Raw genomic sequence first — 16,585 nt, 5'->3', positions numbered from 1 at the left:
AAGCGCTGGCCCTACTTCAGACAACTTTCATAAGCGGCAAATCAGACGTTAATACTTTTCCACCAGTTGCCCCAGTAACTGTGCCAGCCTATCCTGAAGCTCCTTTTCCGGCTCCCTGCTCTTAGCCTCTGCCACTATTACAACAGCGTCTGCTGGCAGTAAATCCTGCGGCCAGGCTGCCAGCGCATTCAGCGCCATATGGCGGTTGCGCGTCACCGGGCTTTTTAAGCCTGTCCGGATTAGTATCCAGCCCTGTCCGGGAAAACGGTTTAAATCCTGCAGGACAAAATTGAGCGCCGAATGCTGCTGATACCGCGGCCCCATTCCCGGAAACTTCTGCGGTCCGGAGCCGATGGCGTCCAGATCCAGCTCGCTTTCCGCCAGCGCGATAACCTGCGCAATATAATCCGGATTATCGGTCTGCATCAGCTGATACCAGAGGCCGTTTTCCGGCTTTTCACGGTGCCGCTGATAAATCGCGGGCCATGGATCCCCGCCCTTCTCTCTGTAAAGCTCAAGTGCTATATGAAAAATCATGCCGTCATCGTCATGCAGCCCTGCTTCAATCAGCGCGGGCCACTCGGGTAAGGCACGGATCTGCGCGCACAGCGTGCCCAGCCGCTCTGTTTCCGCCTCGCTGGCAAACGAATCTTTATCCAGCAGCCTGCCGATTTCTCCTGCAACCTTATAATGCAGCAGGTCGGCTGCAGCGCCAGGCACGATATGCGCGAGGTAACGCTCGCAGGCCTGCGCGGCAAAAGCATAGTGACTGATACCTGGACCAGGCTCACCGTGGATCATCCCGAGCAGGATTTCAGCGGCTCCCTTTAGCAACTCCGCATCGACCTCGCCTTGCAGAGCTTCGTGCAGCAGGCCATATTCGGCACAGTGCAGGGCGGTATATTCCACCATCACGTCATTTTTATAGCCTTCCCTTAACAGCCACTGACGAATGGTCTGATCCAGCGTTTCTGGCAACCGCTCGATCAAATGGATACGTCCCCAGCCAGCAGTGCGCTTCGCCAGCGCCAGCCACACCAGTGCGAACTCCTCCGGCGGCAGGATAGCCCGCATTGCCACCACGGCATAAAGGGTGAATTCATCATGGCAGCCTAACGTCTGCAGAATGTTGACGCTTTGCTGATACGGGAAAAACGCCAGCAACGCCATCGCTAATTTCACCACATGGCGGTCAGGTGCCTGCGTTACCAGAAACAGCACCAGCGCCCGCAGGCGGCGAGCATCAATCGCCTGAGAACTCCCTATCATTTTCAACAGATCATCGATAAAGCCCAGCGGTGTATCCTGCTTTACCAGCTGATAAAACGCCTGCATATTTTTACTGCTGCTGCGCCGGAGCACGCGGATGATCGCCTGCGTCACCTGAGCGGCTTTTTCCTGGTCACCGTCGTTCGCCATATGATGACTAAAAACCCCATCTAACGCGCCGGGCGACCAGCGAACTGTTTCTTCAACTTCCTGCCATGCAGGCTCGTCAGGCAGCATCTGTGCGGTGTAAGGCAACACGCTGGTTTCGTCTGACCACTGCGCCAGAAAATCATAAATAGCGCGCTGATCGGATGACCAGACGATCGGAAAACGCTGTTCGTCTGGATGACGGAAGATATTGGCGATCCACTCTTTCATTTTCTATTCCCTTATTAGTCCGTTACGCCATGCTCAGCACGGTTCTCATCAGCAACGCATCAAGATCGCTGCAGTCGCGCCGCTCGCTATCCGGCAGCGTTTCACTGATGCGCCCTTCATCCAGGCACTGGTGGATGAAAGCATGGATGCGATCCATACGCTCACCATATTCCGCTTCGCCTGCACGCTGCTTGCGCGCAAGCAGCTGTTCGATTTCGGCTAGCAGTGAGGGATCCGTTACCGTCCCTGCCAGCAGATCTTCAAAACGCATAGGCGGCACACCTTTTCCGGCCTCTATCCACTGCACCGCCAGCAGTGGGCGCAAAACGTAGAAGTACTTTTTCAGCCGCACGCTGTCGCCCTGCAGATATCCCCAAAAGTTCTTTTTCGCCATGGAGAGATAGTGCCAGCGCGCTCGTAATGGTGAAAACCAGAGCGGTATTCTTTCCCGCAAATCAGCGACGATAGCCGCTTCCTGCTGATAGACCACAGGCGAATCCAGCCATTCGATCAGTGTAGGGTTGGCTCGCTTTAACAGGCCCAGCGCTTTTCGCCACTCCCAGCCACAGACGTCGAGCGTATCGTCTATCGGTAGCTCAATAACGTCGCGCGGCGGCTCAATACGCAGATACCACTCTGGTTTATGGACATAGAGAAAACGCACATCGTAATCGCTGTCTGGTGAGGCAAAGCCCCAGCCGCGACTGCCTGACTCACAGGCATAGAGTACTTTGACCGAATGCTCTTCTTCTATCTGGCGCAGCACGCCACATACGCGTTCGCGCATTGCGCTATTCACGCCATGCAATCCTGTTCTCATTTTTTTATCCTTTTACGCAAACAACCTGTGACAAGGTATGCACCACTTCCACCAGCGAAGACTGGGCGGCCATGACAGCATCAATGTCTTTATAAGCCATCGGGATTTCGTCGATGACCTCTTTATCTTTTCGGCACTCTACGTGCGCCGTAGCGCGTCGCTGATCTTCCACGGTAAACCGGGCTTTCGCCGCCGTACGGCTCATGGTTCGCCCCGCGCCGTGACTACATGAGCAGAAGCTCTCTTCGTTACCCAGGCCACGCACGATAAAGCTCTTCGCACCCATAGAACCGGGAATAATCCCCATCTGCCCTTTTTGCGCTGAAACCGCGCCCTTACGCGTTACCAGCACCGACTCGCCAAAATGCGTTTCCCGCTCAACATAGTTGTGGTGGCAGTTCACTGCTTCCAGGTGCGTACTGAAAGGCTTACTGATGACACGTGACATCGCCGCCAGCACACGCTCCATCATGGCCTCGCGGTTATGACGGGCGAAATCCTGCGCCCAGCTCACCGCTTCCACATAGTCGTTAAAATGCCTGCTGCCCTCCTCAAAATAAGCGAGGTTACGATCCGGCAGATTAGCGATATGGCGCTGCATATCCTTTTGCGCCAGTGCGATAAACAGGTTACCGATGGCATTCCCTACCCCGCGCGATCCGCTGTGCAGCATCACCCACACCTGCTGGCATTCATCCAGGCAGACTTCAATAAAGTGATTGCCCGTTCCCAGTGTGCCCAGATGCTGATAATTGTTGGTTTTAAATAGCGCGGGATGCTTTTGCGTTAGCGTATTAAAGCGCGGCGCCAGTTCGGCCCAGTGGCGATCCACCTCCTGAGGCGGGTCTTGCCAGGCGCCCTTATCGCGACGGGATCGGGTATTAGTGCGACCGTGCGGCACCGCCTGTTCAATGGCGCTGCGCACACCCGACAGATTGTCTGGCAGATCGCTGGCCATCAGCGAGGTGCGCACCGCAATCATGCCGCAGCCAATATCCACGCCGACCGCCGCTGGGATAATTGCGCCTTTGGTCGGAATCACGCTGCCGATGGTCGATCCTTTACCCAGATGCACGTCCGGCATCACCGCCAGATGGCGAAAAATAAACGGCATTTTTGCCGTACTAAGCAGCTGTTCGCGCGCTTCTGGTTCAACCGGAACGCCATGGGTCCACAATTTTATCGGCACGCCCTTTTCCTGCTGGAGGGTCTGATAGCTATTTTTCATTTCGTTCTCCTCATTGCTGTGGATAACCTATTGCTAATGCCGTGCCAGAAAGCCGGAACGCGACAAAATAAAATTTATGTACATGATTTTTAATTGTTTTAATAAAAAAACAGACCTGCGCATTGTCTTAACCCGTGATGAAACTTATCTTTACGGATAAGTTATTTATCTTATGGGATAGGCATGAAAGCGAATGTTGTGATTGGCGTACTGGGCACCGTGCTGGATAGACGGGGCAAGCGGGAAAATCGCTGGAGCAAATGGAGGCCTACCGTTGCGCTTTGTCAGCAGGAGGATCTTCGGGTTGACCGGCTGGAACTGATTTGTCAGCCTGATGACATCAATATGGCACAGCGGGTAGTGGAAGATATCACCCAGTCATCACCTGCAACCGAAGTGGTGCTGCACAGCATTAAGCTGGAAGATCCCTGGGATTTCGAAGAGGTGTACGGCAGCTTCCTCGACTTTGTCAGCCGCTATCCTTTTAATACCGACGCCGAAGAGTACCTGGTGCATATCACGACAGGCACCCACGTGGCACAAATCTGCTGGTTTTTACTCACCGAAGCCCGCTATCTGCCCGCACGCCTTTTACAGACCTCCCCAGCCAGCAAAGGGTCAGAGAGGCCAACCGCCCTCGGTCACTACTCCATTATCGATCTCGATCTGAACCGATACGCCACGCTGACCAGCCGTTTTCAGCGTGAACAGCAGCACTCTACCTCGTTTTTAAAATCTGGCATCGAGACGCGAAACCCTACGTTTAACAGCCTGATTGCGCAGATTGAACGTGTTGCACTGCGCTCCAGCGCACCGATATTACTGACCGGCCCAACGGGCGCCGGCAAATCTTTCCTTGCTGAACGCATCTATCAACTGCGCCATGCCCGCCACCGGCTGGCGGGTAAATTTGTGGCGGTGAACTGCGCCACTCTGCGTGGCGACAATGCGATGTCCACGCTTTTCGGCCACGTTAAAGGGGCTTTTACGGGTGCACAGCAGGCACGCGGCGGCCTGTTGCGGGAAGCCGATGGCGGCATGCTGTTTCTGGATGAGATCGCCGAGCTGGGTCTGGATGAGCAAGCGATGCTACTGCATGCCATAGAGGAAAAACGTTTTTTCCCTTATGGCTCGGATAAAGAAGTGAGCAGTGATTTCCAGCTGGTCGCCGGTACGCATCGGGACATGCAGCAGTGGATAGCCGAAGGCCGCTTTCGTGAAGATCTGTTTGCCCGCATCAACATGTGGACGTTTCAACTGCCGGGTCTCGCCGAGCGCCGCGAAGATATTGAACCCAACCTGGATTTTGAGCTGGCGCGTTACAGCCGGGAGCAGCAAACGCAGGTAAGATTTGATAAAGACGCAAGAAGCCACTTTCTGCGCTTTGCCTGCTCGGCAGAAGCCTGCTGGCGAGGCAATTTCCGTGAGCTGAGCGCTTCCGTGACACGTATGGCGACCCTTGCGGACCAGGGCCGCATTTCGCTGGCGCTGGCAGAAGAAGAGATCGCCCGACTGCGTACCAACTGGTGCTCACAGGCCCGACTGGCTGTTCAGCCCGCCCCCTCTTCAGCGCAGTACGATCTGTTTGACGAATGCCAGCTACAGACAGTACTCAGCGTCTGCCGCGCGGCAGATTCGCTTTCCGAAGCCGGCCGACGCCTGTTTGCCGTATCCCGACAGGAAAAAAAACAGCCCAATGATGCCGATCGTCTGCGTAAGTATCTGGCACGGTTTGAGCTGAAGTGGGAAGACATCAAAGGATAACGCGCCTGCCAGCCTTCGCATACTCATCCGGCATTGAAAACGCGGGTTGTTCATTTCAGGATCGCGCCAGGACTCAACGCTGCGAACATCGGGGTTAACAGTAAGAGATTTGTCAGGCTCCTCGCCTGGTGCAGTTATTTTGCTCTTTTTCGCTTCTTTTCCGCTTTGATCCTGGCTTTTTCCTCTCGGGCACGTACTTTGAGAATTTTACGCATCCGAAAAGCCAGCTTCATCAGACGCAGGTCTGTGCTGATCGGCAGGCTACGCTGAGAAGCATTAGTCCATAACACGATCATCATCACTGCCGTCATAACACCAATATAAATTAATGCCCCGACTTTATCATGACCCAGGAACAGCATTAAAAACAGCACAACATAGACGGGAATAATCCCTCTGATTTTGCTGGTGTCTTCTGCCATTTGAGTAATGGCTTCGGGCATATCTATATGCGCCGTCAGATCCGGGTGATACAACTTTTTTACGGTCTTCATATTTCGTTTAAAGACCGAATAATCTTTTCGCGTGAAGTTATTGGTAAGTATTTTTTCCCGAATAGCCGCTCGATTATCCATGCGTCAACAATCCTCAGAATTTTCATGCCTTACGTGGCCGTCTGGTAGCGGGCTGATGGTAATATCTTTTGAAAATTGACGCCAGGCGAATGTATAGCCTGTAAGGAATTGCTGCTTAAAGCCAGGGAATGATCCATATTCAGACAACGTGGCCTGCGAAGCCTTATCCTCTTATTTTTTCTTTATTTTTTTCAGGATAAGCATGTTTTTATGTTATCCGATGACTATACAAAACCCTTCACGGGACGACGCTGTTATCAAAACCTGCACTGGTCCTGTTGATTTCTCTTATTAAAAGACGCTATCCCTACCCCCACAAAAAAGCCAACCTTGCGGTTGGCTTTTTCGTGCATGCTCAGCATCGGGCATTGCCCTCAGCGCCTGTTGTCAGGGTTGGCGCCTCAGTGCGAATGGTCGTAATCACGATGATGCAGCTTGTTTTCAACCTTATCCTTCACTTCGCTGGCTTTCTCGCTCACCTTCTCCGTCAGGCTCTCTTTGTGGTCGCGGTTCTGCACGCCGGGTGAGGCCGTGCCTGCGGTTGCCGGTTTGCCTCGTGCCGCCGAACCCGGCAGTTCGCTATCCAGACCGCCACGGGCATGGTCGATATCCACTTCCTGACGACGCACCGTGTCATTGATGGTCTCGGTGCGGTCACTGCCATCGGTTCGCACCACCACTTCTTCTTTCACATGGGCCGTTTTGTTGATCACCGGCTGCTCATGGGTCTCCGCCACTTCGACGGTTTTCTCGGACCAGTCCACCTCTCCGGCCAGCGCGGGTTCATTCACCGAGCGGCGGAAGATGTCAGCGTGCTGCTCATGCAGCGAAATCTCTTCAGAGACGGTATCGGTCACCGTATAGCGGCGTACACGGGTCGAGCCTTCGCTGACCAGACGTTTACCCACTTCAATCTGCTCTTCGGCCAGACGCAGAATGTCGGCTTCGCTCTCATCACCGGTCAGCGAGGTGCGTCGCGGCTCTACCTGACGGTCGTTGGTCTCACCGGCAAACTGCTTACCCGCCGTCGGGTTAACGCCCGGCGCGGTTGTGCCGTTATCCAGGGTGCTCTGCATACGTGACGGGACATCCACCGAGTCATGCGAATGGAGAATCGTCATAGCGCGTGCCAGCTTCTCCTCTTCGGTGCGCAGCGTCAGAACCACGCCGCCTTTATCCATCGCCCGGGTATAGACATCCGCCTGATCTTTATCGACGGTATGGCCAAAAAGGCGCTGCCAGAGGCTCGGATGGCGGACTGACTGCCCTTCCTGCTCTAAACGCTCTCCACTGATAAGACTGATGTCCCGATCGGAAAAGCCTGCTTTCACGAGATTTCTTTTCGCGGCCTCTGCCTGATTTGCAGAATCGAACAGTGTTACGATTTTTTCCTGTGCCATGATAGGTTCCTCTCTGTTAGCGGGTTTGATCGTCATCTCTCTCAACGTTCACCTGCTGCTCCCGTCGGGTCACCACTTCCTGAAAAGGAACGTGTTCCTGCACTTTTCGGATGTGGATTTCCTCTTTAAGCACCAGTTTTCTGACGATTTGGATTTCTTCTTCAACTACCGGGACAATCAGTACACCGTTTTCTTCCCTGATCTCGGGCATCGTCTCTACGGGTTGTGCTTTTGCTACATGCTCAACCTCAACCTTATCCCGGTTAAGCAGTGTACTGATGACCTCGTCATGCTCGGTTGTGGAACGGGTAACCCGGACATGTCCATCCACAATCTTTTGCTTCGTCAGGGCTATTTTCTCTTCAGCGAGTTTAAGCGCGACCTCTGCAGAGTTATTGTGTTCTGGCTGCCCAGCCATATTGATTCTCCCGTTAAGATTAAATATCTGCCACAACTGCCTGACACAGTGATTAAGCATGAACACTCTCGCTGATTTCGCAAGCCAAAATAATAAAATCTCCGGCGAATGAAATTTATATTCAGCCCCCTCAATTAACATCAAGCCAAATAAAAACTCTTTTTTTACCGCTGCGCTAAAAATATAAAAACCTGTAAAAACATAAACCTGAAAAGAACTGATTTCACTGGTAAATAGTTACATTTCGGTATGTGGCGTCAGGAATTATGCCGATAAAAAGGCCGCAAAAATTAGCGGTAACCAGGAATATTCCTGCCATAACGGGCGAGAATATTAAATAATGTTTCAGCACCAGATCTTTATTTACACAGCCATCAGGCTGCGCCGGGAAATAACCCAGGCCGCGCTTTATTCCATTATTCAGCGCCATGATTACAGAAGAGTCTTAAAGTAAAATTAAATAAAAAAGTTCAGGAACTTTCTGTGCCTTTGCCTCTCTTAGCAAAACTGAATACGCAGATACCGAGGTTGAGATGAAACAGGCACAACGCAGTGTGTGGGGATGGGGACTGGCCGCGCTTCTGGTCGCAGGCAGTGCATCAGCAGCAAGCTGGCAGGATCAGCTGAGCAGTGCAGCGTCGCAGCTCAGCCAGCAGAACAGCGGTAATACCACCAGCACTACGCAGCAGAATGGCGGGCTGTCGCTCTCCTCCATTACCAGCATGCTGGGCGGCGGCGACAAAGCGGTCAGCGCCAGTAGCATGACGAACGCGGCCGGCGTGATGCAGTACTGTGTCGAGCACAACGTGGTGAAAAACAATGTGCAGTCGGTGAAAGATCAGGTGCTGAGCAAGCTGGGCCTGACCACGCCCGCCGCGCAACAGCAGCAGACAGACTACACCCAGGGCCTGGCAGGCCTGCTGAACACCGGTAACGGTCAGCAGCTTAATCTGCAGAGCCTGAGCAACTCGCCAATGGGTGAGAAACTCAAAACCAAAGCCTGCGACGTGGTCCTGAAGCAGGGTAAAAACTTTATCTCCTGATCCCCTCTCTGCCTCCCTCTCCTCGCGGTTCAGCGGGGAGCGGGAAACTCCCCCGTGCTGTGATGCCTGACATTCCCTTAACCTGGGGTTGAGCGCTATAGTGTTGTTTTGGTTTCTACAGGACAGCACGCATGAAAGGCATCAACATCGCACTTTACTTCGACCCCGATCAGATCCAGGCCTGCGTCCACCAGCAGGACGGCAGCTATCTCAGCAAAAAATTCGAGTATGACGATGGCGTGATTGAAGAGATCTATCAGTGGCTGGATCAGTACGAACCCAACCGCACGCATATCTGTCTGATAGAAAACGAAACCGCCGAACTGCTGGCCGATGAGCTGGTCGACAGCGGCTATCGCGTTCACCAGGTCACCATGCACCAGCTGCTGAGCTGGTTCGCAGCCGAACCCCCTTCGTCCCCTGATGGCACGCCGATGCGCGCCATGCTGCGCTTCCTTGAAGAGGAGCATCCGCGCGAATATGAGTCACGCACGCCGCAGACCGAAGCGCTGATGGAGATGTTCGACGAGCTGGACGCGCTGGAGATGGTCGATGACGGCGACGACGAAGACGCCCTGCCGGGCGATCTGCTGCGCGCCATGAAGAAGCATAAAATCACCGCCAGCGCCGCGGCCCAGCGACTGCTGCCGGAAGTCAACGAGCGCATCCGCGAACACCTGATGCAGTATCCCGAACTGATGACGCCTGAAATCCTGCAGGACTTCTTCCCCGAGTTGCTGGAAGCGCTGGAGCGCCCGAAACATTAATCAGGGGGATCTGACATGCTGGAGCTGATCAAAGCGGTAAGCCTGGGGCTGGTCGTGCTGCTGCCGCTGGCGAATCCGCTCACCACCGTGGCGCTGTTTTTAGGGCTGGCGGGTGACATGAACTTCCAGGAGCGCAACCGTCAGGCGCGCCAGGCGTCTCTCTACGTGTTCGCCATCATGCTGGTGGCGTGGTACGCGGGCAATGCGGTGCTGAACACCTTTGGCATCTCGATTCCCGGCCTGCGTATTGCGGGTGGACTCATTGTCGCCTTTATCGGTTTCCGGATGCTCTTTCCGGCGAAGCCTGCCAGCCATTCGGTGGAAGCAAAGCAGAAACTGGATGAGCTGGACGAGGCCAAAGAGCCGGTGAACATCGCCTTTGTACCGCTGGCGATGCCGAGCACGGCCGGGCCGGGAACCATTGCGATGATCATCTCTTCCGCCTCGACGGTGAAAAGCGGCGTCGATTTTCCCGCCTGGGTGCTGAGCGTCGCGCCGGTGCTGACCTTCCTGCTGGTGAGTGTGATTTTGTGGGTCTCGCTGCGCAGCTCCGGAGCGATCATGAAGCTGGTCGGCAAGAGCGGCATTGAGGCGATCTCGCGCCTGATGGGATTTTTGCTGGTCTGCATGGGCGTGCAGTTTGTGATTAACGGCGTGCTGGAAGTGGCGCGCACCTTCCACTGATCCGGGCGTTCCCCTCTCCTGACCGGCCGAGGGGAAGCCCTTCTTCGTTACTTCAGCGTTTTACGCACCTCAGCCACCTGATCTTTACTCACGGCTGGCGCGCTGTTGCTCCAGCCCTGACGAATAAAGGTCGCCAGCTGCGCCACTTCATCATCACTCAGCCGTCCGGCAAAGCCAGGCATCGCCAGTTTTGACGGGGCCTTAGCGACAGAGGGTTGCTGTGCGCCCGCCAGGATCGTATGGATCAGACCGGTGGGGTCGCTGGCGTTGACGATCGTCGCCTGATCCAGTTCCGGGAAGACGCCCGGCGCGCCTTTGCCGGTCACGAAGTGACAGGCACCGCAGTTATCCAGATAGAGACGCTCACCTTCGCTGAGGTTTTTCGCCGCGGTAAGTTTCGCTTCCGTTGCCTGCTGCGCCTGCACGTCATACGCCTGCAGGGGCGGATTGCCGCCCAGGAACTTCAGGTAAGCGGCGATGGCGTTGAGATCGGCGTCGGTCATGTGCGAACTGCTGTGCTCAATCACAGAGGTCATCTCGCCGCCCACCGCCGCCTTATCGTTACGCCCGGTCTGCAGGTAATCCACAATTTCCTGCTGGCTCCAGTGCGGCAGGCCACGCAGCGACGGCACTGCCCAGTGGTTCAGGCTGCCACCTGCCAGGAATTGATCGTCACCGCTGTCGAGGGCTTTCTCGTTCATGCCCAGGCCGCGCGGCGTATGGCAGCTGCCGCAGTGCCCCAGGATCTCCACGATATAGGCACCGCGGTTAACGTCGGCTGATGCGCCACCGATTGGCCGGAACGGTTTATCGGACGTGAACGCCCAGTTCCAGAAACGCATGCCCCAGCGCTGGCTGAACGGGAAGCTCAGATCCGTTTCCGGTGGCTGCGCTGCGCTCGGCTTTACGCCCTTCATAAAGTAGACGTAGAGCGCGTGGATATCGTCATCACTGATTCTGGCGTAATCGGGATAAGGCATCGCCGGATAGAGACGGGAGCCGTCCGGCAGGATGCCTTTACGCACCGCGTCAGCAAACTGCTGCTCGCTGTAGTTACCGATGCCGTGTTGCTTATCGGGCGTGATATTGGTGGAGAAGATGGTGCCGAGGTTCGAGGTAATCGCCAGTCCGCCCGCATAGTCAGGCTTGCCCGGCAGCGAGTGGCACGCCATGCAGTCACCGAGCCGGGAAAGGTATTCGCCCTGCTTTATCAGTTGTGCTTCATCGTCGGCGTGAACTGGCAGCGCAGAGAGGCTGCCCAGCAGCAGCGCGTTGGTGACGATAAAAGAGTTAAGTTTCAGCTTATTCATGCGCTTATGCCTGTACCAGTGGGCCGGGATTTTTCAGGTAGTGATCTTTGATCGCCTGTGCGGCCATCAGGGTAATCGCACCGATGGTGTCGGTCGGGTTCGCCTGGAAGTTCTGCGGGAAGGCGTTGCCGCCCGGCACAAAGACGTTATGCACGTCCCAGCTCTGCAGGTATTTGTTCAGCGCCGAGGTTTTCGGGTTATCGCCCATCACCGCCCCGCCCACATTGTGGGTCGAGACATATTTGGTGATATCGAAATCCGCGCCCATCGGCAGGAAGCTCATGCTCATGCTGTCGGGGTTCAGCTCTTTAGCGATATTGCCGACGATCCCTTTCAGATGCTGTTGCAGCTTCAGCTCATTCTCTTTCCAGTTGAAGGTCATACGCAGTAGCGGCAGCCCGCGGTGATCGTTGTAGTTCGGATCGAGATCCAGATAGATATCGCGGTAGGACTGACAGGTGGTGGTGATACTGATCTTCATCGAATGACCGTACCACTCCTCCAAGCCTTCCTTGTAGCCCATGCCCCAGGAGGGCGTGCCTTTTGGCAGCGCGGTGCTGATGGGCGTGCCGGTCGCCTGTGAACTGTGGATCTTCGCGCCGCCAAGGAAGCCCAGTCCGGGGCCATCGAAGTTGCCTGGCGAGATATCGTTAAACATCTGCCCGGTCGCGCCTGCGGTGGCGTAGGGGTTAAAGTTTTTATCTTTGAAGAACAGGGTCGCGCCGCCGTTCGACAGGAAGGCGTAGTTACGGCCGACCACGCCCTCTTCGGTTATCGGGTTGTACGGCTTGCCGATGCCGGAGAGCAGCATCAGACGCACGTTGTAGAGCTGGAAGCTGCTCAGCACGACGATTTTCGCCGGCTGGAAGCACTCATTGCCCTGCGCATCGATGTAGATCACCCCTTTGGCGGTTTTCTTATCATCGTTCAGCACCACCTTAATCACTTCCGCGTGCACTTCATAAGAGAAGTTCGGCATACGCTTCAGCGCGTCCATCACCGCCGTCTGCGGCGACGCTTTGGAGTAGTTCAGGCAGGGATATTTGCTGCAGTAGCCGCAGTAGTTGCAGGGAGCGATCTGGTTGCCGTAGGGATTTTTCCACGCCCGCGAGACACAGGCCGACGGGTTCGGGAACGGGTGATAACCGAGTTTTTGCGCCGCCTCTTTGAACATGACATTGTTCAGCGTGTCTTCCAGCGCGGGCAGCGGATAAGGTTCAGAACGTGGCCCTTCAAACGGATCGCCGCCCGGCAGGATTTCGCCGCGCAGGTTGCCGGTGTTGCCCGACTGGCCGCAGATCAGCTCGAATTTGTAGTAGTACGGCTCGATCTCTTCCCAGCTGAAGGGGAAGTCCATGACCCGCATATCTTCCTGCAGAATGCCGGGCTTGTACGCCTCGTCGACATAGGTTTTGAGCTTGATATCGGTCGGGGTGGGACGGATCAGTACCGCCGTCCAGTGCATCCCTGCGCCGCCGACGCCGGTGCCCGGTGCAAATGCGCCCCATTTACGGGTAGGCAGTGCGGTCTGGCTGCTGTTGTAGCGCACGGTGACCGCCACTTCTGCCGGGGTGGCGAACACTTTGTTGCGCACCGCATAGGCATATTCATCTGCCGGTTTCGGATAGGCGAACTCGTCATAATCGCGATCGCCGCCGCGCTCCAGGGCGCGTACCTCCAATCCTGCCAGCGCCAGCTCAATACTCATCAGTGAGCCTGCCCAGCCGAGGCCGCAGACCACGACGTCGACTTCTTTTTTAGTAACCTGTGCCATGATAATCCTGTTTACCTGATGTGGAAGCGCCTCAGGCGCGTTCACCTTTGATGCTGACCGGGCCGAGCGGATAAGACACGTTGTGCTGTTTGACCCACTCGGTGAAGCTGGCACGCGCGCCGGGGAAGCCGATGGCGATCCAGGCTTTCATCCCTTTATTGCCGCCATACATCGGGTCGGCCAGATAGCCATGTTTGGTATCGGAAAGCAGCTGGCTGAAGAAATGTGACGGTCTGAGATCGGCTTCGCCCAGCGCGGCAAAGTCGATCTGGTTTTTATTCACCTGCGTCAGCACCGCATCCTTCTCCTCCAGCGTCAGCGCAGCAAACGCTTTCTGATGGGTGTCATGGCACCACTGATTGAGCAGCTTTATGCCGGTCTGGTAGATCTGCTGGGGACGGAACGGGATCTGATAGCCCAGCGTCGCGGGAGCCTGGGTATTGAAAGGCCCCTGCAGGTAGATCTCACTGCCGAAGGCTTCGCTGTACAGCTGCTGATCGATAAAGATCGGCACATTGGTTTCCAGCGCGCCCGGCGCTTTGCCTTTGCCGCCTGCCGGGATCAGACGATCGGTGGCCGCCAGGATGAACTGCCACTCGTCGGCACTGAAAAAGATCGGCCTGTAATCGGCCAACTCGGGGGCCGCCATCTCTGCCGCCTGTGCCGCCGTGATGCCCTTTAACACCAGCTCACTTAATGGCAGCGCCAGCAGTGAACCGAGCAAAAATTTACGCCTGGTGGTGGGTTTTTCTAAAAGCATATCCGCACGACTCTCATCTGCTGAATACCCCTCTTAATCGCTGATGCCGCTGAAAGGCGATGCGCAGAGGGGTATTCCCCGCCGGTATTCACGCACACGGCACAGACGACGGCAGAACGGTTAAGGGCGGGTAGAATTATCTATCGGTGACAAAGAAAATATATCGGTTAAAGACCTGACAATCTTAGGGATATAAATGTGTCCAAATGTAAAAATAAAATTTAAGGTGTGTCTCAGCAGAATACTATTATCAGGCGGAACCGCATTAATGGGCAGAAAAAAGCGTAATCGGAAGGGGAAACGGCAAGAAAAACCGATGAAAATCGGTTAATTAGCCATTATCCAGCAGGCGTGCGGCGAGATATTTTCATATTGTCATTATCACGCTCATTGATCGATAAAAGAATTACGCTTCCCTGTTCGCTGCCTTTTCTGCACGCCACGCTTTAAACAGGCCGCTTTTTTCAGGTCGTCAGTTACAGATAATGGGCTTTTGCTTCGGTGAGCAGGAATAATATTTCCGGAGCGAAAAGAGTCTTAAAGAAATAATCACAACCCGCCATTATATTCGCCTTCCTGTCCGTCTGAACCTGACGCGAATATTTGTGCAAAGCTCAGAACAAACCGGCATTTTGAGATTATCGGACGCCCGCTAGAGTAGAGCTATTACCGACTCAGGATAACCCTCTATGCGAAAAACGCTTTTGTCCCTGTTAACGGCGCTGACTCTGGTTCATTCCGCACACGCCGCCACTCCCGCCGATACCCTGGTGGTGGCCGTTCCGCTGGATGGGATCATCAGTTTTGACCCGGCGGAAAGTTTCGAAACGGTCAGCAACAGCAGCCTGCGCAATATCTACCAGATGCTGCTGGAGCCGGATCATCACCATCCACAGCAGCTCTCCCCGCTGGCCGCGACCCGCTGGCAGGCGGGCAAAACACCGCACAGTCTGGTGTTTGATCTTAATCCCCAGGCCCGCTTCGCCAGCGGTAATCCGCTGACCGCTCAGGATGTGGTGTTCTCCTTAACCCGCGCGGTGAAGCTGAATAAAGCACCCTCTTTTATTCTGGGCGAGTTTGGCTGGACGCCAGAAAATATCGACCAGCAGTTCACGGTGATCAGCGACCACCAGCTTGAGCTGCGCTGGCCGGCGGAGATTGGCCGCGACCTGGCGCTGCGCCTGCTGACCGCGCCGGTCGCCTCGATTGTCGACAGCAGGCTGGTCCGGCAGCACGCCAGTAACAATGACTACGGCAACGGCTGGCTGAAAGTGCACTCGGCAGGCAGCGCCGCCTACGCCATCAGGCAGTTTGTGCCGCTGCAGGCGCTGGTTCTGGAGGCCAATCCCTATAGCACCCAAAAACCGCATCTGAAGCGCGTTCTGCTGAAAGGGGTGGCCGATCCGGGCAGCCGCCGGCTGCTGATCCAGCAGGGAGATGTGGATGTCGCCTATCAGCTCGGCCCGGACCAGATCGCCGCGCTGAAGAACAGGGCGGGCGTGCGCGTCGAGGCCTTCCCGTCGAGCCTGGTTTACTACCTCGGCTTTAACACCCAAAGTCCGCAGCAACCGGCGCTGGGCAATCCGGCGCTGTGGCAGGCGGCGCGCTGGCTGGTGGACTATGAGAGCCTGGCGAACCAGCTGCTGAAAGGTCAGTACCGTATTCACCAGAGCTTCCTGCCGGACGGGTTTGACGGCACCCTGGATACCACGCCGTTTCACTACGATCTGAAAAAGGCACAGGAAATTCTGCAGAAAGGCGGCATTAAACCGGGCACGCATATCGCGCTGACGGTGGTCAATCAGCCGCCTTATATCGACGTGGCACAGGCACTGCAGGCGAGCTTCGCTAAAGCGGATGTGCAACTCGATCTCCAGCCGGTGGCGGAATCTGAGCTGTGGAGCAAAATGCGCAGCCGTGACTTCCAGGCGATCTTCTCCTACTGGGGCGCGGACTACATCGATCCCAACACCAACGCCAGCGCCTTTGCTTATAACGTACCCGGCGGCGGCAAAACCCTGGCCTGGCGCGTCGGCTGGACAATCCCTGAACTCAGCGCGCAGACCCGCGCTGCCGCCGAAGAGAGTGACGCAGCAAAACGTCGCAGCCTTTACACGGCCCTGCAGACCCGCGTCCAGCAGGATTCGCCGTTTGTTCTGCTGCTGCAGGGCGCAACCCAGGTCGCCGTGCGCAGCAACCTTAAGAGCCTGCAGCAGGGTATCGGCGTCAGCCTGCTCAATTTTGAAGAGGTGCAGAAGTAGAAAACCCGGCAGGGATGGCAGCCTGCCTGAAATGACGACAGTAAAAGCGAGGCCGTTGCAGGACAGCGCAACGGCCTCGCTTTTGACGAATTGTTCTCCTCTTCCCTGCCCTTCGCTTGCTATCCTTCAGGCAT

Annotated in this window: 14 protein-coding genes; 5 read left to right on the top strand and 9 right to left on the bottom strand. The window is 55.6% G+C overall.

The genetic code is table 11. The features are described from left to right. Positions 1 to 48 precede the first annotated feature (48 nt). The 3 genes from F3I47_RS11150 to F3I47_RS11140 are packed head-to-tail and all read right to left on the bottom strand — an operon-like array spanning position 49 to position 3,695. Entirely contained in the window at positions 49 to 1,647 is a 1,599-nt protein-coding gene (locus tag F3I47_RS11150; RefSeq protein WP_150028688.1) for a hypothetical protein, read from the bottom strand. A gap of 22 nt (positions 1,648 to 1,669) precedes the next feature. Further along, positions 1,670 to 2,467, bottom strand: a complete 798-nt coding sequence (locus tag F3I47_RS11145) for a nucleotidyltransferase domain-containing protein (RefSeq protein WP_150028689.1) — start codon at positions 2,465 to 2,467, stop codon at positions 1,670 to 1,672. Positions 2,468 to 2,471: 4 nt separating this feature from the next. Further along, positions 2,472 to 3,695, bottom strand: coding sequence for an RtcB family protein (locus F3I47_RS11140; RefSeq protein WP_150028690.1), 1,224 nt, complete (start codon positions 3,693 to 3,695; stop codon positions 2,472 to 2,474). 183 nt (positions 3,696 to 3,878) lie between these two features. On the opposite strand from F3I47_RS11140, the gene rtcR reads away from it, so the two are divergent. After that, positions 3,879 to 5,459, top strand: a complete 1,581-nt coding sequence (rtcR, locus tag F3I47_RS11135; RefSeq protein ID WP_150028691.1) for an RNA repair transcriptional activator RtcR — start codon at positions 3,879 to 3,881, stop codon at positions 5,457 to 5,459. A 134-nt stretch (positions 5,460 to 5,593) separates the two neighbouring features. On the opposite strand, the gene F3I47_RS11130 is transcribed toward rtcR, so the two are convergent. From F3I47_RS11130 to F3I47_RS11120, 3 genes are all read right to left on the bottom strand, one after another. Continuing rightward, positions 5,594 to 6,034 (bottom strand): hypothetical protein, encoded by a 441-nt coding sequence (locus F3I47_RS11130; RefSeq protein WP_150028692.1) that lies wholly within the window; start codon positions 6,032 to 6,034, stop codon positions 5,594 to 5,596. Between the two features lie 401 nt (positions 6,035 to 6,435). Beyond that, on the bottom strand, positions 6,436 to 7,434 hold the full coding sequence (locus F3I47_RS11125) for a YsnF/AvaK domain-containing protein (protein WP_150028693.1): 999 nt from the start codon (positions 7,432 to 7,434) through the stop codon (positions 6,436 to 6,438). A gap of 16 nt (positions 7,435 to 7,450) precedes the next feature. Next, a complete protein-coding gene (locus tag F3I47_RS11120) occupies positions 7,451 to 7,993 on the bottom strand; it encodes a YsnF/AvaK domain-containing protein (protein WP_223813778.1) in 543 nt (180 codons plus the stop codon). A 392-nt stretch (positions 7,994 to 8,385) separates the two neighbouring features. Here F3I47_RS11120 and F3I47_RS11115 point away from each other — a divergent pair, with 392 nt between their 5' ends. The 3 genes from F3I47_RS11115 to F3I47_RS11105 all read left to right on the top strand — a co-directional run bounded on the left by F3I47_RS11115 (position 8,386) and on the right by F3I47_RS11105 (position 10,346). Beyond that, the gene (locus F3I47_RS11115; RefSeq protein WP_009092330.1) at positions 8,386 to 8,895 is read left to right on the top strand and encodes a DUF2501 domain-containing protein; all 510 of its coding nucleotides are present in this window, start codon (positions 8,386 to 8,388) and stop codon (positions 8,893 to 8,895) included. A gap of 131 nt (positions 8,896 to 9,026) precedes the next feature. After that, positions 9,027 to 9,662, top strand: coding sequence for a hypothetical protein (locus tag F3I47_RS11110; RefSeq protein WP_009092332.1), 636 nt, complete (start codon positions 9,027 to 9,029; stop codon positions 9,660 to 9,662). A gap of 15 nt (positions 9,663 to 9,677) precedes the next feature. Beyond that, positions 9,678 to 10,346 carry a MarC family NAAT transporter gene (locus F3I47_RS11105; RefSeq protein WP_140923198.1) on the top strand — a complete coding sequence of 223 codons (669 nt, stop codon included), beginning with the start codon at positions 9,678 to 9,680 and terminating at the stop codon, positions 10,344 to 10,346. A gap of 47 nt (positions 10,347 to 10,393) precedes the next feature. Here F3I47_RS11105 and F3I47_RS11100 read toward each other — a convergent pair whose 3' ends face one another. From F3I47_RS11100 to F3I47_RS11090, 3 genes are read right to left on the bottom strand one after another with little or no spacing between them, the layout of a single operon-like run. Then, on the bottom strand, positions 10,394 to 11,656 hold the full coding sequence (locus F3I47_RS11100) for a cytochrome c (protein ID WP_150028695.1): 1,263 nt from the start codon (positions 11,654 to 11,656) through the stop codon (positions 10,394 to 10,396). Positions 11,657 to 11,660: 4 nt separating this feature from the next. Then, positions 11,661 to 13,430: a GMC family oxidoreductase gene (locus F3I47_RS11095; RefSeq protein ID WP_150028696.1), complete on the bottom strand. Its 1,770-nt coding sequence runs from the start codon at positions 13,428 to 13,430 to the stop codon at positions 11,661 to 11,663. Positions 13,431 to 13,461: 31 nt separating this feature from the next. Beyond that, complete coding sequence (locus F3I47_RS11090; protein ID WP_150028697.1) at positions 13,462 to 14,190, bottom strand: gluconate 2-dehydrogenase subunit 3 family protein; 729 nt, start codon at positions 14,188 to 14,190, stop codon at positions 13,462 to 13,464. A 689-nt stretch (positions 14,191 to 14,879) separates the two neighbouring features. Between F3I47_RS11090 and F3I47_RS11085 the strand changes: the two genes are divergently transcribed. Further along, the gene (locus F3I47_RS11085; protein ID WP_150028698.1) at positions 14,880 to 16,451 is read left to right on the top strand and encodes an ABC transporter substrate-binding protein; all 1,572 of its coding nucleotides are present in this window, start codon (positions 14,880 to 14,882) and stop codon (positions 16,449 to 16,451) included. Positions 16,452 to 16,585 lie beyond the last annotated feature (134 nt).

This window comes from Pantoea sp. M_10 (assembly GCF_008631515.1).
Lineage (GTDB): Bacteria > Pseudomonadota > Gammaproteobacteria > Enterobacterales > Enterobacteriaceae > Pantoea > Pantoea anthophila.
Note: the sequence above shows the minus strand (reverse complement) of the source record. Positions and strands in the feature narration are given on the sequence as shown.